The sequence below is a fragment of the Pseudoalteromonas sp. JC28 genome, assembly GCF_013319255.1.
In the GTDB taxonomy this organism is placed as follows: domain Bacteria; phylum Pseudomonadota; class Gammaproteobacteria; order Enterobacterales; family Alteromonadaceae; genus Pseudoalteromonas.
In genome coordinates, this window is record NZ_QOKX01000001.1 from 581,496 (window position 1) to 602,983 (window position 21,488).

18 protein-coding genes are annotated in these 21,488 nt (G+C 45.4%); 9 read left to right on the forward strand and 9 right to left on the reverse strand.

Annotated features, from left to right (window positions below; translation table 11 throughout):
• The first annotated feature begins 235 nt into the window (after positions 1-235).
• Positions 236-2,131, forward strand: a complete 1,896-nt coding sequence (locus tag DS891_RS02570) for a DUF294 nucleotidyltransferase-like domain-containing protein (protein ID WP_174168760.1) — start codon at positions 236-238, stop codon at positions 2,129-2,131.
• 9 nt (positions 2,132-2,140) lie between these two features.
• On the forward strand, positions 2,141-2,842 hold the full coding sequence (locus DS891_RS02575; protein WP_010604944.1) for a 3'-5' exonuclease: 702 nt from the start codon (positions 2,141-2,143) through the stop codon (positions 2,840-2,842).
• A gap of 61 nt (positions 2,843-2,903) precedes the next feature.
• On the opposite strand, the gene DS891_RS02580 is transcribed toward DS891_RS02575, so the two are convergent.
• The 9 genes from DS891_RS02580 to DS891_RS02620 all read right to left on the reverse strand — a co-directional run bounded on the left by DS891_RS02580 (position 2,904) and on the right by DS891_RS02620 (position 13,438).
• Positions 2,904-4,478, reverse strand: a complete 1,575-nt coding sequence (locus tag DS891_RS02580) for a BCCT family transporter (protein ID WP_010604943.1) — start codon at positions 4,476-4,478, stop codon at positions 2,904-2,906.
• 697 nt (positions 4,479-5,175) lie between these two features.
• Positions 5,176-5,841, reverse strand: a complete 666-nt coding sequence (locus tag DS891_RS02585; RefSeq protein ID WP_010604942.1) for a CoA transferase subunit B — start codon at positions 5,839-5,841, stop codon at positions 5,176-5,178.
• Between the two features lie 9 nt (positions 5,842-5,850).
• Complete coding sequence (locus tag DS891_RS02590; RefSeq protein ID WP_174168761.1) at positions 5,851-6,549, reverse strand: CoA transferase subunit A; 699 nt, start codon at positions 6,547-6,549, stop codon at positions 5,851-5,853.
• A gap of 27 nt (positions 6,550-6,576) precedes the next feature.
• Positions 6,577-7,485, reverse strand: a complete 909-nt coding sequence (locus DS891_RS02595) for a hydroxymethylglutaryl-CoA lyase (RefSeq protein WP_174168762.1) — start codon at positions 7,483-7,485, stop codon at positions 6,577-6,579.
• The gene (locus DS891_RS02600) at positions 7,485-9,428 is read right to left on the reverse strand and encodes an acetyl/propionyl/methylcrotonyl-CoA carboxylase subunit alpha (RefSeq protein ID WP_174168763.1); all 1,944 of its coding nucleotides are present in this window, start codon (positions 9,426-9,428) and stop codon (positions 7,485-7,487) included. Before DS891_RS02600 ends, DS891_RS02595 begins: the two co-directional genes overlap by 1 nt.
• Positions 9,429-9,436: 8 nt before the next feature.
• The gene (locus DS891_RS02605) at positions 9,437-10,219 is read right to left on the reverse strand and encodes an enoyl-CoA hydratase-related protein (RefSeq protein WP_174168764.1); all 783 of its coding nucleotides are present in this window, start codon (positions 10,217-10,219) and stop codon (positions 9,437-9,439) included.
• Between the two features lie 9 nt (positions 10,220-10,228).
• On the reverse strand, positions 10,229-11,836 hold the full coding sequence (locus tag DS891_RS02610) for a carboxyl transferase domain-containing protein (protein WP_174168765.1): 1,608 nt from the start codon (positions 11,834-11,836) through the stop codon (positions 10,229-10,231).
• Positions 11,837-11,845: 9 nt separating this feature from the next.
• On the reverse strand, positions 11,846-13,021 hold the full coding sequence (locus DS891_RS02615) for an isovaleryl-CoA dehydrogenase (protein WP_010604937.1): 1,176 nt from the start codon (positions 13,019-13,021) through the stop codon (positions 11,846-11,848).
• 24 nt (positions 13,022-13,045) lie between these two features.
• Positions 13,046-13,438, reverse strand: a complete 393-nt coding sequence (locus tag DS891_RS02620; protein WP_010378624.1) for a MerR family DNA-binding transcriptional regulator — start codon at positions 13,436-13,438, stop codon at positions 13,046-13,048.
• Between the two features lie 314 nt (positions 13,439-13,752).
• Between DS891_RS02620 and DS891_RS02625 the strand changes: the two genes are divergently transcribed.
• The 7 genes from DS891_RS02625 (at position 13,753) to DS891_RS02655 (ending at position 21,377) form a co-directional block, all read left to right on the forward strand.
• Positions 13,753-14,931 (forward strand): acetyl-CoA C-acyltransferase, encoded by a 1,179-nt coding sequence (locus tag DS891_RS02625; protein ID WP_174168766.1) that lies wholly within the window; start codon positions 13,753-13,755, stop codon positions 14,929-14,931.
• Between the two features lie 96 nt (positions 14,932-15,027).
• Positions 15,028-16,518: a CoA-acylating methylmalonate-semialdehyde dehydrogenase gene (locus DS891_RS02630; protein WP_010378628.1), complete on the forward strand. Its 1,491-nt coding sequence runs from the start codon at positions 15,028-15,030 to the stop codon at positions 16,516-16,518.
• Positions 16,519-16,625: 107 nt separating this feature from the next.
• A complete protein-coding gene (locus DS891_RS02635) occupies positions 16,626-17,783 on the forward strand; it encodes an acyl-CoA dehydrogenase family protein (RefSeq protein ID WP_010604935.1) in 1,158 nt (385 codons plus the stop codon).
• 10 nt (positions 17,784-17,793) lie between these two features.
• Positions 17,794-18,570 carry an enoyl-CoA hydratase gene (locus tag DS891_RS02640; protein WP_174168767.1) on the forward strand — a complete coding sequence of 259 codons (777 nt, stop codon included), beginning with the start codon at positions 17,794-17,796 and terminating at the stop codon, positions 18,568-18,570.
• Positions 18,570-19,709, forward strand: coding sequence for an enoyl-CoA hydratase/isomerase family protein (locus DS891_RS02645; protein ID WP_174168768.1), 1,140 nt, complete (start codon positions 18,570-18,572; stop codon positions 19,707-19,709). Before DS891_RS02640 ends, DS891_RS02645 begins: the two co-directional genes overlap by 1 nt.
• A 12-nt stretch (positions 19,710-19,721) precedes the next feature.
• Complete coding sequence (gene mmsB, locus DS891_RS02650) at positions 19,722-20,609, forward strand: 3-hydroxyisobutyrate dehydrogenase (RefSeq protein WP_099029248.1); 888 nt, start codon at positions 19,722-19,724, stop codon at positions 20,607-20,609.
• Between the two features lie 6 nt (positions 20,610-20,615).
• Positions 20,616-21,377, forward strand: a complete 762-nt coding sequence (locus DS891_RS02655) for an SDR family oxidoreductase (RefSeq protein WP_010604931.1) — start codon at positions 20,616-20,618, stop codon at positions 21,375-21,377.
• Positions 21,378-21,488 lie beyond the last annotated feature (111 nt).

The following is a 21,488-nucleotide window of genomic DNA, read 5'->3' on the forward strand; positions in this document are numbered from 1 at the left end:
TTTAGCTTTAGCACGCAGTCATTGCAAAACAAATTAATAGGGAATTGGAATTAACCTATTACAACGCAATTCCTCACGTTTACTAAATTCGACTGCATCCTAGCGAGTCTCCTGATCACAATGGTGAACAGTGGAAAAAACAATTGCTGCAGCCTTAGTTAAACCAGCTTTCATTGCAAATTTATCCCTCGTTGCCCACAATAGGGTTAAATTCCTTTTTATATCAAGGCAAACCATGGAAGTTGAACATCAGGAAATTGCCAATTTTTTAGTAGCTTACCCGCCGTTTTCGGATTTGCCTCAAGAGGCACTACATAAACTCGCAAGCCAAGTCGAAGTAGGTTACTACCGAGCGGGCAGCGGCATTTTGGAATATGGAGAGCAGATCACTTACTTGTATGTGATCCGATCTGGTGCTGTCGAGCTCTATCGGCGCTCAGGTGAGCTATACAATCGTATTTCCACAGGTGGGATCTTTGGCCAGCGTGGTTTATTGATGAATCGCAAAGTTCGTTTTGGCGCTCAAAGCCTTGAAGATACACTGGTGTACTGTATTCCTGTAGGCATTTTTGATGAGTATTGCGACGTTTATGAAGCGTTTGCTGATTATTTTGAAGCAGACGATAATGCGAGACTAAAAATCACGGTTTCTGAGCAAGCCGACAGCAACGATTTGACCACGGCCAAAGTGCGTAAACTATTGCTACGCGATGTGGTGTACGTTGAACGCAACGCCACGGTACAGCAGGCAGCTCAAGTGATGGCAAAAGAGCATGTGTCATCACTACTTATCTATGACCCCGAGAAACCAGTTGTCGAAGATCCAGATGAAGATGATGGTCAGGTGGTTGGCCTTATCAGTGACAGAGATCTTCGTACAAAAGTAGTCGCTGAGGGGCTGAATTATCAAACTTCGGTCTCTGAGATTATGTCGACTGACCTTATTATTGTTGACTCCAATGCCTATGTCTTCGAAGCCATGATGCTGATGCTAAGAGACAATGTGCATCATTTGCCCGTTGTTCATAAGCGTAAACCGATAGGAGTGGTCGCGCTATCCGATATTTTGCGCTATGAGTCTCAAAGCAGTCTGTTGTTTGTTAGAGGGCTAATGGACCAACAAAGTGTTGAAGACTTGAGTAGTTACGCCAAGCAGCTTCCTGCAATTTTTACTCGGATGGTGAATGAAGACGCCAACTCACACATGATTGGTTCTGCGATGTCGATTATAGGCAAAACGTTTAAACACAAGTTACTCGAACTCGCGGAAGCAAAATTAGGTCCGCCACCAATCCCATACTGCTTTATTGCCCTTGGTTCAATGGCTCGGGACGAACAATTAATTGTGACCGATCAGGATAATGCACTGATCTTGGATGACAGTTATCAACCCGCTGAGCATGGCGCTTACTTCGAAAAGTTGGCGAAGTTTGTGTGTGATGGTCTAGCCAATTGCGGCTATAAATATTGCGATGGTGGGATCATGGCAAGCAACCCAGCTTGGCGTCTAACTTACAGTCAATGGTTAGCACAATTTGAAGACTGGATAGAAAACCCCAGTCCTGAGGCTTTACTTAATAGTTCGATTTTCTTTGATCTGGAAGGCGTATGGGGTGAAACAAAATGGGCTGAGAAACTCACTGCTTTTATCAGTAAAAAGGCCAAAAGCACCCCTAAATTTTTGGCTGCGATGGCACATAATGCGCTAAGAAGAACACCGCCTTTGGGCTTTTTTAACGGTTTTGTCCTTGAGCAAGACGGTGAGCACAGGCGTTCGATGAACATTAAACGCCGTGGCACAGCACCGCTTTCAGACTTGGTTCGAGTGCATGCCCTTGGTGTTGGTTCTAAAAAACAAAACTCCTTCGAGCGATTAGAAGATATTGACGAGGCAAATATACTGCCAAAGGGTAAGGTGCTAGATTTGCAAGCTGCGCTTGAATATATTGCCATCATGCGTATTCGCCATCAAGCATGGCAAATTGAGCAGGGCGAAAAGCCTGATAACAGCTTGCCGCCTGAAACACTCTCTGATTTTGAACAGCGTAATCTTAAAGAAGCTTTTGGCGTGTTAGACAAAGCACAGAGCTTTTTAAAGTTTCGCTATCAAAACAAATCCATGATGAAGTAGCGGTGTAATATGCAAGGCGAGATTATGTCATGGCCAAATCGCTTTCAGCATTTGGTAGAAACGTCGAAAGACCCGAGAATTCAAGCATTTTATCAGCAAGGCGTGGTAGATCCTTACCAGCAATTGAGCCAGTGCGAGTTTGTTGCCCTTGATTTTGAAACTACAGGGCTCGACCCAAACACCGATGATATTGTGAGCGTTGGTGTCGTACCATTTGACTTACGACGGATCCGCTTGGCTCAAGCGAAGCATTGGTTAGTGAAGCCAACCAGTCCGCTGGCTGAGGAGTCTGTGGTACTGCACCGGATCACACACTCACAAGTTGAAAGCGCGCCAGATCTGCAAGATATTCTTGAGGAAGTGTTTGCTTCGCTGCATGGTAAAGTCATAGTGGTGCACTATCAGTTTGTCGAAAAGTCATTTTTCGATTCTGCGCTAAAAGCGAGATTGGGTGAGGGTATTGAGTTTCCAGTGATTGATACGATGGAAATTGAAAAGTCAGCGATAAACAACGCCAGAGGCTGGCTTGATAAGCTCAAACGTAAACCAATTCCTTCGGTACGTTTAGCTGACTGCAGAAAGCGCTATGGGCTTCCCTATTATCAGCCACATCATGCCTTGTCCGATGCGTTAGCAACGGCGGAGCTATTTCAAGCTCAAGCTCAATATTGTTTAGACCCATCAGACATGGTGAAACGCTGGTGGAGCTAACCCCAAATAACAAAAAGGCGGAGCATACACCAAGCTCCGCCTGTAATGAGATTAACGACCGTTAGCTTTTAGGCTCAGTTCGAAGCCCGAGGATCAAACTTACACACATCAGTAGTAGTACAAAAGTAAACGGTAAACCTGTTGAAATAGCACCCGCTTGCAGTGCTTCAATTGCCTCTTTACCGCCGATCCACAATAGCGCTGCAGCAATTGCACCCTCAATACTCGCCCAGAATATACGTTGTGGTACTGGGGCATCTATTTTACCACCAGCGGTAATACTATCGATAACCAAAGAACCAGAATCCGACGAGGTGATGAAGAAAACCAGTACAAGTACAATCGCCGTGAACGAGAGTAAATCGCTCATCGGTAGGTTTTCAAACATTTGGAACATCGCCAGTGGCACTTCAGTCAAGCCATCAGTACCTAGAGCGCCAATGCCATTTTTTACCTGATCGATAGCAAGGCCACCATAGATTGACATCCAGATCACGGTTACCAATGTCGGGATTAATAAAACTGCGGTAATAAACTCGCGTATGGTACGCCCCTCAGAAACGCGTGCGATAAACATACCGACAAATGGTGACCAAGAAATCCACCATGCCCAGTAAAATACGGTCCAACCTTGGAACCATGCTTCATCTTCACGACCATGCGGGTTACTCAGTGGAATGATATTTTCAACATAGGCCATTAAAGTCGTCGGAATATTACCCATGGCAATCGCAAAACCTGCAATACCAACGAATACTAATAACACAAATGCAATTAACATATTAACGTTACTAAGTATCTTTACACCGCCATCAATACCGCGAACAACTGAAATAATCGCAAGGGCAGTAACGCCCACAATCACGGCAATTTCTAGACCGAGACCTGCTTCTATGCCAAATACATGTTGGATCCCAGCACCAGCTTGCTGTGCGCCCAGACCGAGTGATGTCGCAAGGCCAAACAAGGTAGCAAGAACGGCGAGAATATCGATGATATGGCCCGGCCAACCCCAAGCTCTGTCTCCTAAAATAGGATAAAAGATTGAGCGGATCGACAGTGGCAAGCCTTTATTGTAGGCAAAGAATGCTAAAGAAAGCGCGACTACGGCGTAAATAGCCCAAGGATGCAAACCCCAATGGTACATGGTCGCGCCCATTGCAAGTTCAGCCGCTTCAGGTGTGTTTGCAGCAACATTTAACGGTGTTTTATACCAGCCAGTGTAGTAGGCGACAGGCTCCGCTACACCCCAAAACATCAGACCAATACCCATACCTGCTGCAAATAGCATCGCCAGCCATGACGCCCGAGTATAGCTTGGTTTGGCGTTTTCACCACCTAAACGAATTTTACCGTAAGGCGATAAAACGAGCACCAAACAAAATAGCACAAAGAAATTACCAGACCACATAAATAGGGCATCAAAGTTACCTATGATATCCCACTTTATGCCGTCTAAAGTGGTTTTAGCTGTGTTTGCATCAACTAATAATACGGCGACTAAAAACGCCAGTATTAATCCAGCACTTACACCAAATACAGGGTTATGTACGTCAAATCCCCACTTTTGAACATTGTCTTGTCCAACTGTGTAGTCTGTATTATCGATGCTGTACTTATCGTGGTGATTGCCCATGATATCCTCTTGTTGTTCTCATCGTGATACGACACCAAGCTGATATACTGAATTAATCGCTAGACAATGGGTGATAACAATTCGACATAAACTAACTATGCAACAAAGCAAAATGTAATCTGGCTATTAATGCTAATCATTAGCGGCTTAGAATGACTTTATCAGTCGTAAAATATGCTAGCCATAAGCCACAAAAACTACTTAGTCTAGTTTAGATTATTTAGCGTATTCATTCGATTTATGCATTTCAATCACATCAGCCGAATGACTATCTAAATATATGATGGGTTTATGTTAGTTACAGCGACAGTATACTGCCTCAATACTTGTAATTAAGATAAACCAACCGAACCGTTATGCTACTAAGCTATGGTATCAATATATTGTGTCAACTTGATATTCAGTCGATGCTTCAAAGCAGCAACTTTTTAGTTTTAAGTTGTACTGGCAGGTGAATATTCAATGCCAACCAAAACTATCTCTACTAGTTTAGGGGGTGAGATTGAAAAGTAAATGGCTACTGAATTTTTTATTTAAAAATCATCACATTCATCAACTAGACATGAAGAGTGATGTAGACTAAGGAGTTTTTCTTTGATGGCATGTGAAAAAAAACCCCTCTTGCGAGGGGTTTTGGGTAACTCAGCGCCTTTGGCACTGGGAATGAGGTCGGTACATTTGTAAGTTAGGGTGTGTCTTACGACGCCTCAAACTGCATTTCAGGGATCTCACCGTCGACGATAAGCTTGCCTGCAGTTTTGCTGATTATTTCATCAACACTAACACCCGGTGCGCGTTCTAGCAAATGGAATGCGCCGTCTTTTACTTCTAACACAGCTAAATCTGTTACGATTTTCTTAACACAATTTACGCCAGTTAGCGGCAATGTGCATGATTCAAGCAATTTAGAATCGCCGTGTTTGCTAGCATGGGTCATGGTCACTATGATGTTGCGTGCACCAGCAACTAAGTCCATTGCACCACCCATGCCTTTGATTAATTTTTTCGGGATCATCCAAGACGCGATATTGCCTTGTTGATCAACTTCAAATGCACCTAGTACCGTCAAGTCTACATGACCACCACGGATCATGGCAAAGCTTTCCGCACTATTAAAAATTGCTGCACCTGTCGCTGCTGTCACGGTTTCTTTACCCGCGTTGATCATATCGGCATCAACTTGGTCTTCAGTTGGGTAGGGACCCATACCCAACAAGCCATTTTCCGATTGCAGCATCACTTCAATGCCTTGTGGTACGTAGTTTGCCACTAAGGTTGGAATACCTATGCCTAAGTTAACGTAATAACCGTCTTCAAGCTCTTGCGCCACGCGCATCGCAATTTGTTCACGATTTAAACCCATGATTGCCTCCTATTTGCGCGTAGTGACACGTTCAATACGTTTTTCAAAGTCACCTTTGATCACGCGATTGACATAAATACCTGGGGTGTGGATTTGACTCGGCTCAAGCTCACCCGGCTCTACAATTTCTTCAACTTCCGCTACGGTGATTTTTCCGGCTGTCGCTGCCATTGGGTTAAAGTTCATTGCTGTGTGGCGGAACACCAAGTTGCCATAGCGATCTGCTTTCCAAGCCTTAACAATAGCAAACTCACCGGTAATTGATTCTTCCAAAATATATGGTCGGCCATCAAATTCTTTTACTTCTTTACCTTCAGCAACGGGAGTACCGTATCCTGTTGCCGTGTAAAAAGCTGGGATCCCAGCGCCACCAGCGCGCATCTTCTCTGCAAGCGTACCTTGTGGTGTTAATTCAACGTCAATAATGCCATCGAGAAGTTGTTGTTCAAACAGCGCATTTTCGCCAACATAAGAGGCGATGATCTTCTTAATTTGACGATCTTTAAGCAAAATACCTAAACCAAAGTCGTCGACCCCACAGTTGTTTGAAATCACGGTAAGTTCTTTTGTTTGCAGGCGCTTAATTTCTGCAATTAAGCCTTCTGGAATACCACACAAACCAAAGCCACCTGCGATGATGGTATCGCCGTCTTTAAGACCCGCCATCGCTTCGCTGTAGCTTGATACGACTTTATCGAAACCGGCCATAAGCCCACTCCTAATAATGTTATTGTTTTAAGATTGACAAGTTTGTTTGAGTGCTAACGACACTTTACTGCTTGGTGTCTTGCCTAGCGCATCACAAATTGTCCATCCTGCTTTTGCTAGCCTTTCTAAATCAATTCCACACTCAATGCCAAGTCCTTGCAGCAAGTAAACTACATCCTCAGTGGCAACATTTCCTGACGCGCCTTTGGCGTAAGGGCAACCACCGAGACCTGCAACGGCGCTATCAACAGTTGCGATCCCCATTTGCAGGGCCGTGTGAATATTCGTTAATGCTTGTCCGTAGGTATCATGGAAATGCACCGCAAGCTTGTCAGCAGGGATATGTTGCAGTAACAAGGTGAGCAGCTGCTGGACTTTTTTAGGCGTACCAACACCTATAGTGTCGCCTAGGCTGATTTCATAACAACCAAGTGACAACAATTGTTTACATACCGCTAAAACTTGCTCTGGTTGTACTTCACCTTGATATGGGCAACCAACCACGCAGCTAACATAACCTCTTACTTTTATGTTGTTTTTTTGTGCAAGTTCAACAACGGGACGAAAGCGTTCAATACTTTGTTCAATCGTGCAGTTGATGTTTTTTTGCGTAAATGCCTCACTGGCGGCAGTAAAAATGGCAAATTCGTCGACCTGATTTTCTAGTGCAAGCTCTGCGCCTTTAAGGTTTGGCGTTAGGGCGCTTATTTCAACACCTTCACTACGCTCAAAGCCTTGGATCACCGCAGCAGAATCGGCCATTTGTGGCACCCATTTGGGCGACACAAACGCGCCTGCTTCTATGTGCTTGAGACCAGCGTCTTTTAACGCGTTAACCAGCGAGATTTTAGCTTCTGTGGCAACACTGACCTCATTTTGTAAGCCGTCACGTGCGCCGACTTCTACAATTTTGACGTTAGCCGGATACTGAGACATTAGTCTTGCTCCTCAACAATCGCCAGCATATCGCCATGACTGACCAACTCGCCTTCTGCAAAGCAGTATGAAGTTAGCGTACCATCAAATGGTGCATTGAGCGTATATTCCATCTTCATGGCTTCGATTATCACCACTGCATCGCCTTTATTGACTTGGGTACCGACGGCTAACAAATGCTTAACCACGGTGCCGTTCAAAGGCGCTGCCAGCGGTGCGGCTTCGTGCTCATGATCGCTAATGTAATGCTTTGACTTGAGTTCAACGGTATGTTGATACGGGCCATACATAATAGTGATTGCGGCTTCGGTCACAATGGCACTGGCATGTACCCGTGCACCATCAATCACCACTGTCAACTGGTGTCCATTTAATTCACATTCAACTTGGTGGATTTGCTCGTTAAACGAAACCTTCCAACCACCTTGAGATTGATAGGCACAGGCGACATGATCTGCAAATGGTAAATCCACTTTCGCGGTTTGGTTAAGCCTAAAGCCTAAGTTTCCCCACACCGTGTTTTTACATGGTTGTTGGTGGCTAAGATAGGCCGCACTTGCTAATAACACCATTTTATCCAGCGGCGTATTCGATTGAGTTAATACCTCAGTTTGCGTGTCGATAAAGTGGGTATCAGGCGCACCAGCTGTGAAAGTAGGGTGGCCTGCTAAGTGATGCAAAAATGCAATATTGGATTTTAAACCACACAGATGTACTTGCTCTAAACTCGATTTTAATTTGAGTAACGCTTGTTCACGATTTTTGCCATGAACAATAAGCTTGGCGATCATAGGGTCGTAAAATGGACTGATCTCATCGCCTTGCTGCACGCCAGTGTCAATTCTTACGCCATCTTTGGCTTCAGGAAAGCTAAGGTGTGAAAGTACACCAGAAAACGGCATAAAGTTTTCTTCAGGGTCTTCTGCGTAAATGCGCGCTTCAAAGCTATGACCAGATAACGAAACCTGCTCCTGAGTCAGCGGTAGCTGTTCACCCGCAGCAACCATCAGTTGCCACTCGACTAAATCAAGATCAGTTACCATTTCTGTCACTGGGTGCTCTACTTGCAGGCGAGTATTCATCTCCATAAAGAAGAACTCATCGCCACATAATAAGAACTCTACTGTACCTGCGCCGCGATAGTTAATCGCTTGCGCACAGCGTACTGCCGCTTCACCCATAGCTTTGCGCATAGCATCACTCAAACCTGGCGCGGGCGCTTCTTCAATCACTTTTTGGTGACGACGCTGTAGTGAACAGTCTCTATCACCGAGGTAAACACAGTTACCGTGACTATCGGCAAAAACTTGTACTTCAACGTGACGAGGCTTATCAACAAAACGCTCAAGCAGTACTAAGTCATTGCCAAAACTCGCTGCAGCTTCACGTTTAGCGCCATGTAGTGCCGATAAAAACTCGCTGTTTTCTCGTACCACGCGCATCCCTTTACCACCACCGCCGTAAGCGGCTTTGATAAGTACCGGAAAGCCGATTTTTTCTGCTTCTGCCTGTAAGAAATCATCTTCTTGTTTGTCGCCATAATACCCTGGGACTAAAGGCACATTAGCGTCATGCATGATTTCCTTGGCACGTGTCTTAGAACCCATCGCTTCAATAGAGCTTGCCAGCGGACCAATAAACGCAATGTTTGCCGCTTCGCATGCTTTTGCGAATACTTCATTTTCAGACAAAAAACCATAACCTGGGTGGATGCAATCGACGCCCGCCGCTTTGGCGACTTCAAGAATTCGGTCTGCGACCAAATAAGACTCTTTACTTGGTGCCGGACCGATATGATAGGCTTCGTCAGCTGTTTTCACATGCATCGCATTGGCATCTGCATCAGAATAAACTGCCACTGTGGTTAGGCCCAATTTCTTTGCGGTGCGCATCACGCGGCAGGCAATTTCACCACGGTTCGCGACTAGAATTTTAGTTAGCATGTTGACTCCTATTCGCTTGCGGCGGTTTGCCAGCGTGGTGCTCGTTTATCGAAAAAGGTGCTAAGCCCTTCTTGGCCTTCGTCACTTACTCTAATTTCAGCGATACGCTTTGCGGTATGGGCGATCAACGCTTCATTTATTTCTTTACCTGCAACTTCGTTGATCAGTGCTTTGGCACTTTTCACAGCAGCAGGGCCATTGTTAAGTAAGGTATCGAGAAAATCCGCTTCGCTTTTTGCTAAATCATCGCTCAATTCGTGAATTAAACCCATTTCTAGCGCCTTTTCACCATCGAATACTTCGGCTGTTAAAAAATAGCGTCGCGCTTGGCGTTCCCCAATGGCTTTAATGACATAAGGACTAATTACAGCCGGAATAAGACCAAGCTTGACTTCGCTTAAACAGAATTTAGAGTTGTGCTCTGCAATGGCGATATCGCAACAGGCGATTAATCCGAGTGCACCGCCAAAAGCTGCACCTTGCACCAAACACAGCGTTGGGTGAGGGCAAGTGGCCAGCACTTGCATTAATTTAGCAAGTTCTAAAGAATCAGCGACGTTTTCGTCATAGTCGTTGTCTGCCATGGATTTCATCCACGCCAGATCAGCCCCCGCTGAAAAGTGTTTACCTTCGGTTTTTAATACCAGCGCTCTGACATCGAGGCCGCTGGCATATTCGATATTCTTAATGAGTTCGGCAATCACCTCCGCATTGAAGGCATTATGTTTTTCTGGGCGACTTAGCTCTAAAATCGCCACTTTGCTTTTTGTTATATTTAAAGTGACAGGCATAAGTGCTCCTTACATTCTGAAGACGCCAAATTTAGACTCTTTTTGCGGCGCATTGCTCGCAGCCTCTAAGGCAAGACCAAGTACTGTGCGCGTATCCGCAGGGTCGATAACGCCATCGTCCCAAAGCCTTGCGCTGGCATAGTATGGGTGTCCTTGCTTTTCGTACTGCTCGATAATTGGCTTTTTAAATTCGCTCACTTCGGCATCGTTCATGCTAAGGCCTTTACGCGCTAAACCATCTTGTTTAACCTGCGTTAATACGCCTGCAGCTTGTTCACCACCCATTACGGAGATCCGTGCGTTTGGCCACATCCACATCATGGTTGGCTCGTACGCTCTGCCACACATGCCATAGTTACCAGCACCATATGAGCCGCCAATCAATACTGTAAACTTAGGCACATCAGCACAGGAAACGGCAGTTACCATTTTTGCACCGTGCTTGGCGATACCTTCCGCTTCGTATTTTTGACCAACCATAAATCCAGTAATGTTCTGCAAAAATAGCAGCGGAATGTTGCGCTGTGCACAGAGTTGAATAAAGTGTGCGCCTTTTTGCGCGGATTCAGAAAAGAGAATACCGTTGTTTGCTACGATCCCTACAGGGTGACCGTAAATTTCAGCAAAACCAGTCACGAGCGTTTCGCCGAAGTAGCGTTTAAATTCATCAAACTGGGAATCGTCCACGATACGGGCAATGACTTCGCGTACATCGAACGGTTTTTTCAGATCCGTACCGACAATGCCATACACCTCACTGATGTCATAACGTGGTGGTTTGGCATCTTGCAGGAACGGGCGAGTAGGGCGCTGGTGATTAAGGCGTGACACGCACTGTCTTGCGATAGAAAGCGCATGCTCGTCATTTTCTGCATAGTGATCGGCTACACCTGAGACTTTACAGTGAACATCTGCGCCGCCTAAGTCTTCTGCACTCACTTCTTCACCCGTGGCCGCTTTAACAAGTGGTGGCCCTGCCAAGAAAATGGTGCCTTGTTCTTTGACGATAATACTTTCATCGGCCATCGCTGGTACATATGCGCCGCCAGCGGTACATAACCCCATGACCACTGCGATTTGTGGGATCCCCTTTGCAGACATACGGGCTTGATTGTAGAAAATCCGACCAAAATGCAATTTATCTGGGAATACTTCATCTTGTTCTGGCAAGTTCGCACCGCCAGAATCCACTAAATAAATACAAGGAAGATGGCAGCGCTCAGCGATTTCTTGCGCTCGTAGGTGTTTTTTTACAGTAATAGGGAAATAGGTTCCCCCTTTTACCGTCGCATCATTTGCCACAATCATGCATTCAACGCCTTTGACGCGTCCGATCCCGGCGACCACACCAGCACAAGGAATATCTTGCTCGTAAACGCCAAACGCGGCGAATTGGCCAATTTCTAAAAACGGCGAGCCCTCGTCAAGCAAGGTTTCAATTCGGTCACGTACAAATAATTTACCGCGACTTTGGTGACGGGCAATAAGCGCTTCACCACCACCTTGGCTCAATGTGGCAACTTTCTCTTTAAGATCAGCAACCAGCGATGCCATCGCATCGCTGTTTGCCTTAAACTGGGGATCATGCGGATTAACCGCAGAATTTAGTACCGTCATGTAGCACTCCTAGCGACTTTCGTTGAATAGCTCACGTCCGATAAGCATACGGCGGATCTCAGACGTACCAGCGCCAATTTCATACAGCTTGGCATCGCGAAGTAGTCGACCTGTAGGATATTCATTGATATAACCGTTTCCGCCTAGTAGCTGAATGGCATCAAGTGCAAGTTTGGTTGCAAGTTCTGCGGCATATAAAATCGCACCAGCAGCATCTTTACGAGTGGTTTCGCCACGGTCACAGGCTTTTGCCACGGTATAAACGTATGAGCGTGCTGCGTTCATTTGCGTGTACATGTCAGCAACTTTGCCCTGCACCAGCTGGAATTCACCGATGGATTGGTTAAATTGTTTACGCTCGTGAATATAAGGTACTACTACATCCATACAAGCCTGCATAATACCAAGCGGACCGCCTGCCAATACCACACGCTCGTAGTCTAGGCCACTCATGAGTACCTTAACGCCTTCGTTGTATTCGCCAAGGATGTTTTCTGCAGGTACTTCGCAGTTTTCGAATACCAGCTCACAGGTGTTTGAACCACGCATTCCAAGTTTGTCTAACTTTTGTGCCGTTGAAAAACCTGGGAAGCTTTTTTCGACGATAAAGGCCGTGATCCCGCGAGGGCCTGCATTGGTATCCGTTTTTGCGTAAATCACAAAAACGTCGGCATCTGGACCATTGGTGATCCACATTTTATTACCGTTTAGGATGAACTTGCCACCTTGCTTTTCAGCACGCAGTTTCATTGAAACCACGTCAGAGCCAGCATTGGGCTCACTCATTGCTAGTGCACCAATGTGTTCACCGCTGATAAGTTTTGGTAGATATTTTTCTTTTTGGGCTTGGTTACCGTTGCGGTTAATTTGGTTCACACATAGGTTTGAGTGTGCGCCGTAGCTTAAGCCAATTGATGCACTCGCACGGCTTATCTCTTCCATTGCGATAACGTGTTCAAGATAACCCATGTTTGAGCCGCCAAATTCTTCAGCGACGGTGATCCCAAGTAGGCCCATTTCGCCAAACTTTGGCCACATTTCGTTTGGAAATGCATTTTCTTGATCTGTTTTTTCAGCAAGTGGGGCAATTTCACTGGTCGCAAAGCTATTCACATGATCACGGATCATGTCTGCTGTTTCGCCTAGTCCAAAGTTTAATTCTTTATATAAAGATACTGTGCTCATCGGTCTTCATCCTGTTGTGAGAGTTTATTTTTCGAGCTCGTGTAGGGTGTCGCGACAACGGCGCTCAGCCGTCACCAGTTCCATTAAGACAACTTTAATGTCGTCCATCTGTTGGCTTAAATCGGCTTTTTTCTCTTCAATGAGTTGCAACATGGTTTTAAGTTGCTTTTCGCTCGATTTGTCGGCGTCGTAAAGCTCAAATAGTCGGCCAGTTTCAGCAAGTGTAAAACCAAGGCGTTTGCCGCGAAGGATCAGTTTTAATCGAACTTTGTCACGTTTTGAGTAAATACGCGTTTGTCCTTGGCGCCTAGGAGAAAGGAGTCCTTGGTCTTCGTAAAAACGAATACTGCGAGTAGTAATATCAAATTCTTTAGCTAACTCGCTGATTGAATAGGTAGGTTCATTAATTTCTTGCATTTTTATTTACACTTACAACGTCACTGATTAGACCAATATAAGTGAAGTTTACGTAAAGGTAAAGTAAGAATAGCAGATCCTTCTTTAGTCTTATAAAAGGAATAATCTGTCCGTTCGAATTGTCATCAAATCTTCATTACAGCTAGAGAAAATAAGCCTTGGAAACAAATTTGTGCAAGTTAGCTTTACACTTTCACTGATCTCGTTTGGCTTGATTTTAGATTTACGTTGGCGTAAACGTAAATATTATGTATGCTCGAATACAGAGTTAATTTTTAACAAGCCAAGATTGGCTTGTAAACAGGAGTTTTGCAATGAGTAACGAAGCTGTTGTCATCGTCGCTGCTAAGCGTACACCAATGGGTGGCTTTATGGGAAGCCTATCTGACGCAACCGCGACAGACTTAGGTGCGACTGCAATTAAAGCAGTAATGAATGAAACAGGTCTTAGTGACGCGAGTATAGACGAAGTTATCATGGGCTGTGTCTTACCTGCAGGCCTTGGTCAAGCGCCAGCGCGTCAAGCGATGCTACATGCGGGGCTTGCACGCTCGACGGGAGCAACCACTATTAACAAGGTGTGCGGCTCGGGTCTAAAAGCGGCGATGTTCGCGCATGATCTCATCCGCTCAGGTAGCATTAATTCTGCTATCGCTGGTGGCATGGAAAGCATGACTAACTCACCTTACTTTATTCCAAAAGCCCGTGGCGGAATGCGCATGGGTCATGGCGAAATCAAAGACCATATGATGGCTGATGGCTTAGAAGATGCTTATGACAATAAAGCGATGGGTTGTTTCGCACAAGCTACTGCTGATGAATATGGCATTACCCGTGAGCACATGGATGAATTTGCACTTGGCTCACTAAGTAAAGCAAACGCCGCAATCGAAAATGGCAGCTTTGGCAATGAAATTGCCCCTCATGTAATGAGTACGCGTAAGGGGGATGTTGAGGTTAATACTGACGAGCAACCTGGTAACGCGCGTCCAGACAAAATTCCATCACTTCGCCCAGCATTTAAAAAAGACGGCACTATCACTGCTGCTAACTCTTCGTCTATTTCTGATGGTGCAGCAGCGCTGATTTTAATGAGTGAATCAGAAGCGAAAAAGCACGGTTTGACACCACTTTGTAAGATTGTTGCCCATGCAACTCACTCACAAGCGCCTGCTGAATTTACCGTGGCACCAGTCGGTGCGATGAATAAGCTGCTTGAAAAAGCGGGTTGGTCGACAGCAGACGTTGACCTTTGGGAAATCAACGAAGCGTTTGCCATGGTGACTATGTTAGCTATCAACGAAATGCAGTTAGATAGCAACAAAGTCAACGTCAACGGTGGTGCTTGTGCACTAGGTCACCCAATCGGTGCAAGCGGTGCACGCATCTTAGTTACACTTATCCATGCACTAAAAAACCGCGCCTTATCAAAAGGCGTAGCGTCACTATGTATCGGTGGTGGTGAAGCTGTAGCGCTCGCGGTAGAAGTGTAAGTTACTGCAATTTATTTCGTTCAAGGGGCGCTGCGTTTTCCATAATTCTAATCATTCACGCAGCGCATAAACTCGTTTTATGGGGAGGAGTGCTTCATGCACCAAGTACCTTTATACATCAACGGTGAATTTTCACAGTCTCAGTCTGACAAATGGTTAGACGTTGTTAATCCGGCTAATCAAGAAGTGTTAGCAAAAGTACCTTGTGCTACTAACGAAGAAGTACAAGCTGCAATTCATTCAGCTCAAGAGGCATTTAAAACGTGGCGTAATGTTCCGGTAACTGAGCGTGCGCGAATTATGATGCGTTATGCAGCGCTTCTTAAAGAGCATCAAGAAGAAATCGCAACCATCATTTGCCATGAACTAGGCAAAACTTTTGAAGATGCGAAAGGTGATGTATGGCGTGGTATTGAAGTGGTTGAGCAAGCATGTAATGCCCCTTCAATGATGATGGGTGAGACGGTAGAAAACGTTGCCCGAAATATCGACACCTATTCATATACCCAACCGCTAGGCGTTTGTGCGGGTATTACGCCATTTAACTTCCCAGCGATGATCCCGCTGTGGATGTTCCCAATGGCAATTGTATGCGGTAACACCTTTGTACTTAAGCCATCAGAGCAAGATCCACTAACGCCAATGCGCTTAGTTGAATTGTTTGAAGAAGCTGGTGCGCCAAAAGGCGTACTACAGGTAGTACACGGTAGTAAGGATCAGGTTGACCAAATCCTTGAAGCGCCGGAAATTCGCGCGATTTCTTTCGTAGGTTCTTGTGGTGTTGGTCAGTACATTTACAGTAAAGGTACGCAAAACCTCAAACGCGTTCAAGCATGTGTTGGTGCGAAAAACCACATGGTTATTATGCCTGATGCGAAAAAAGAACAAGTGATCAATAATCTGGTTGGCTCTTCGGTCGGCGCGGGTGGTCAGCGCTGTATGGGGATCTCAGTTGCCGTGTTTGTTGGGCAATCACAACAGTGGGTAGAGGAACTTAAAGACGCGATGGCGAAGGTACGTCCTGGCGTTTGGGATGATCCTGAAGCTGCTTATGGTCCGCAAACGACGCCGCAGGCTAAAGCGCGCATTCTATCGCTGATTGACAGCGGTAAGCAACAAGGCGCAACGTGTTTGCTAGACGGTTCTGATTTTACAGTTGAGGGTTATGAAAATGGTAATTGGGTAGGTCCAACCCTGTTTTCAAATGTCACAACTGAAATGGATATCTACAAAGAAGAAATCTTTGGCCCAGTCCTTTGCTGTGTATTTGTCGATAGTTTAGATGAAGCAATTACGCTTATTAATAACAACCCATACGGTAACGGCACCTCATTATTCACTGCAAGCGGTGGCGCAGCACGTAAGTTCCAGCGTGAAATCGAAGTGGGTCAGGTAGGCATTAATATTCCTATTCCTGTGCCATTGCCGTTCTTCTCATTTACCGGTTGGAAGAATTCATTCTACGGCGACCAACACACCTACGGTAAGCAAGGCGTGCGTTTCTATACAGAAACCAAAACGATTACCTCACGTTGGTTTGACGATGAGGCTGTTAGTGGTCCAAATATGAGTATCAACCTTAGATAGCTCATATTGCATAGCGTGCTCTGCAGGGGGAGCACGCTATTTTTTACCAAAACGATAAGAATTACCGACACACATTCAGGGTGTCAGAACAGCAAGAGAGGTCTAGCGTGGACTTTAACCTAAACGAAGATCAACAAGCATTTGCCGATATGGCGCACCAATTTGCAATGAGCGAGCTTGCTCCACATGCAGCAAAATGGGATCAAGAGCACATTTTTCCAAAAGACGTAATTCAAAAAGCAGGTGAGCTTGGTTTTTGCGGTCTATATACGCCTGAAGAGGCAGGTGGTCTGGGTTTATCTCGCCTTGACTCAAGTATTATTTTTGAACAACTTTCAATGGGTTGTACAGCGACAACCGCCATGTTGACTATCCATAACATGGCAACGTGGATGATAGCGAGCTTTGCAACGGAAGAAACCAAAGCAAAATATATGGATCAGTTAGTAACAGGTGAGCTACTGGCTTCTTACTGTCTAACAGAGCCTGGTTCTGGCTCTGATGCTGCATCGCTGAAAACAAAAGCAATAAAAGAAGGTGACGAGTACGTTTTGTCTGGCTCTAAGATGTTTATCTCAGGCGCGGGTGAAACTGACGTATTGGTAGTAATGGCAAGAACTGGTGAAGCAGGTCCAAAAGGTATTTCGGCCTTTGTTGTACCTGCCGATGCTGATGGCGTTATTTATGGCAAAGCAGAAGAAAAAATGGGGTGGAACGCTCAACCTACGCGCCTTATCACGCTTGAAAATGTCCGTATCCCAGCTGCCAACCTACTAGGCCAAGAAGGCGAAGGCTTCAAATTTGCGATGCAAGGCCTTGATGGTGGTCGTATTAATATTGCAACTTGCTCGATTGGTACAGCCCAGCAGGCGCTCAATACCGCCAAGCAGTATATGCAAGAGCGTTCTCAGTTTGGTAAACCGTTAGCGGCGTTCCAAGCACTGCAATTTAAAATTGCAGATATGAATACAGAACTTGTGGCTGCGCGCCAAATGGTTCGACTTGCGGCATTTAAACTGGATAGCAACGACCCAGAAAAGACCACTTATTGTGCAATGGCGAAGCGTTTTGCCACTGATGTAGGCACTAAGGTGTGTGATGATGCACTGCAAATTCATGGTGGTTACGGGTATATCAAAGAATATCCACTTGAACGTCATTTACGTGACGTACGTGTTCATCAGATCCTTGAAGGTACAAACGAAATCATGCGTGTAATTATTGCACGTCGGATCTTAGCTGAAGGCGCGGCAAGCGTCCTATAAGGAGAGTATCATGACTGCACAATTAAAACTCGAAAAACAAGGCCATACTGCCGTTGTTACTATGTCAAATCCACCCGCGAATACGTGGACAAAAGAGACACTAACTGCACTTAAAAATTTAGTAATCGAATTGAATGCAGATAAAGAAATTTATTCTTTAGTGATCACTGGCGAAGGTGAAAAGTTCTTTTCAGCAGGTGCGGATCTAAACGTATTTGCCGACGGTGACAAAGGAGTCGCTGCGGATATGTCTCGAGTATTTGGCGAAGCGTTTGAAACACTCAGCGACTTTAGAGGCGTATCTATTGCTGCTATCAATGGTTTTGCAATGGGTGGCGGTTTAGAAGTAGCACTAGCATGCGATATCCGCATTGCCGAAGTTCAAGCACAAATGGCACTCCCAGAGGCGAAAGTGGGGTTGTTACCTTGTGCTGGCGGCACACAAAACTTGTCGTGGCTTGTAGGCGAAGGCTGGGCAAAACGTATGATTTTATGCGGTGAGCGCTTAAAAGCTGATAAAGCACAGCAAATTGGCTTAGTTGAAGAAGTGGTCGAGCAGGGTAAAGCACTGGAAGCTGCGCTTGAACTTGCTAAGAAAGTAGAAGATCAAAGTCCAGTTGCGGTCACGGCTTGTAAGGCTCTAATTCAAAAAGGCCGCACTGGCACAATCAATAGCGCATTGCCACTTGAACGCGAACTTTTCGTAACACTATTCGATACGCAAGATCAAAAAGAAGGCGTAAACGCGTTTTTAGAGAAGCGTAAAGCGAATTGGGTAAATGGCTAATGATTGAATTTGAGCTAATAAATCACGAAGAGGCGCCGGTTATTTTCGAACAGGCAACGTGCCATAACGGGATGAAAATAGCGCTGGCGACATTAAATGCACCAAAAGCGTTAAATGCCTTAAACCTTGATATGATCCGTTTGCTCGCGCCACAACTAGACGCTTGGGCAAACGACCCGCAAATAGCAATGGTTATGCTAAAAGGTGCTGGAGAGAAGGCGTTTTGTGCCGGCGGCGATGTCGTGAGTTTATATCGCGAAATGTCGTCTGATACGAGTAACGCATTAATCGAAACCTTTTTCAGTGAAGAGTACCGGTTAGATTATCAAATCCATAACTATGATAAGCCAATCCTACTTTGGGGTAATGGCATCATCATGGGGGGCGGACTGGGCTTAACGGCTGGCGCAAGCCATAAAGTGATGACCGAAACGTCGCGCATCGCGATGCCGGAAATCACCATTGGCTTATACCCTGATGTGGGAGGGAGCTATTTCCTCAATAAGATGCCAAAAGGCGTTGGACTATTCTTGGGTCTCACCGCTGCAAACATTAACGCTGCGGATGCCAAGCTGGTTGGGCTCGCCGATCATTTTATGGACTCAGAAAAACTGAGCTTACTGTTACAAAACCTAGTTGAAGTGAACTGGGGCAAAACCAATGTATTAAATCATGAAAAGCTTACTCAGTTGCTGTTGTCACTAGATGAAGCGTCTCATGCGCCGCCAAAAAGCGAAATTAAACCGCTTATCAAGGTGTTCGAAGCGCTTGATGATAAACGTGAATTATCAGAGCAAGTTGAGTTTATTTTGGCGTTGGATAGCACTGACAACAAATGGCTAAGCAAGGCACAGGCTGCATTAAAGCATGGTTCACCATTAAGTGCTGCATTGGTTAAAGCTCAGCTCACTAGAAGTGCAGGCAAAACACTAAGAGACTGTTTTAAGCAGGAATTAGGAATGTCGGTAACGGCTGGCGAGTTTGGTGAGTTTCAAGAGGGTGTACGTGCGTTGCTTATCGATAAAGATGGCAAGCCAAATTGGCGATTTAAATCTGTCGCCGAGGTTACAGACGATGCAATAGAACGCTTTTTTGCACCTCGCTGGGATGAAAACGATCACCCATTGCGTGACTTATAAGGAGTGACTTAAATGGCACAAGTAGGATTTATCGGCTTAGGTAATATGGGTGGTCCAATGGCCATTAACCTATTAAAGGCTGGCCACCAAGTATGTGTATTCGATTTGAACCCAGAGGCCGTTGCGACGCTTGAAGCAAGTGGCGCGACGAAGGCGACGGTTGTGAGCGATGTATGTCGCGAAGCTGATTATGTGATCAGTATGCTGCCTGCAGGCAAACATGTTCGAGCAGTGTATACCGGTGATGACGGATTAATTAATTACCTTAGCAAAAACACACAAGTAATTGATTGCTCGACCATTGATGCTGGATCTGCTCAGTTTGTTGGCAACAAGTTGGCAGAGTCGGGTATTTCATTTGTCGATGCGCCAGTGTCTGGCGGTGTGGCAGGTGCAGCGGCCGGTACATTAACTTTTATTGTCGGTGGTAATAAAGCGGACTTTGAACGTGCGCATGTGGTACTGACCAATATGGGTAAGAATATCTTCCATGCTGGAGATATTGGTGCCGGACAAGTCGCTAAGATATGTAACAATATGCTGTTATCAATACTAATGGCGGGCACAAGTGAAGCGCTGCAGATGGGTGTAGATCATGGCTTAGATCCTAAAGTATTGAGCGAAATCATGCTAAACAGCTCTGGTCGTAACTGGACGCTAGAGCTATACAACCCATGTCCTGACGTACTAGAAAATGTGCCTTCTTCGAACGGTTATAAGCCGGGCTTTATGGTTGATTTAATGGCTAAAGATCTTGGTCTTGCAATGCAATCTGCGCAGCAAACGAATTCTGCGACGCCCATGGGGGCTCTGGCGAAGAATTTGTATAACTTGATGCAAAATCAAGGCAAAGGCAGTGAAGACTTTAGTGCGATTTTTAAGCTTTATTCAGAGAAATAGGACACTATGGATATTAACAATAAAACAGTTGTGATCACCGGTGGTGCGCAAGGCTTAGGTCTTGCCATGGCGACTGAAATGGCAAAGCATGGGGCAAAACTTGCCCTGATTGATATGCAAGAAGACGTTTTAGCAGAAGCGAAGCACGAACTAGCTCAATTCGGCACCCAAGTTAACACGTATGTCGCTAATGTTAGTCAAGAATCAGACGTCGAAAATGTGTTTAATGCGATCGTAAATGACTTCGGCGATATTTCGGTATTAATTAATAATGCGGGTATTTTGCGTGACGGTTTGCTACTCAAAGCAAAAGATGGGCAAGTCATCGACAAAATGTCGCTTTCGCAATTTCAATCCGTTATTGATGTCAACCTCACGGGTGTTTTCCTGTGCGGTCGCGAAGCTGCTGTCAAAATGGTAGAAGCGGGTAATGGTGGCGTGATCATTAATATGTCGAGCGTTGCACGCGCTGGTAATATGGGACAAACCAATTATTCAGCGGCAAAGTCTGGAGTCGTTGCGATGACTACCAGTTGGGCTAAAGAATTAGGTCGTTTTGGTATTCGCGTGGGCGCAATTGCACCAGGTGTGATCCGTACAAAAATGACCGATGCAATGAAGCCTGAAGCCAAAGAGCGTCTAGTGAAAATGAAGCCAGTAGGGCGTCTTGGCGAAGCGCAAGAAATTGCCCATACTGCAAAATATATCATTGAAAACGATTTCTTTACGGGACGTGTCGTTGAGATTGACGGCGGCATTCGCTTGTAATGAAAAAATAGGCTTGGTTTTACAACTTGTAGTCCAAGTTCCTACTTGAGTGTGTGAAGCGGCAATGCAAATTGCCGCTTTTTTATTTGAAAGACATTAAATTAGTTAGGA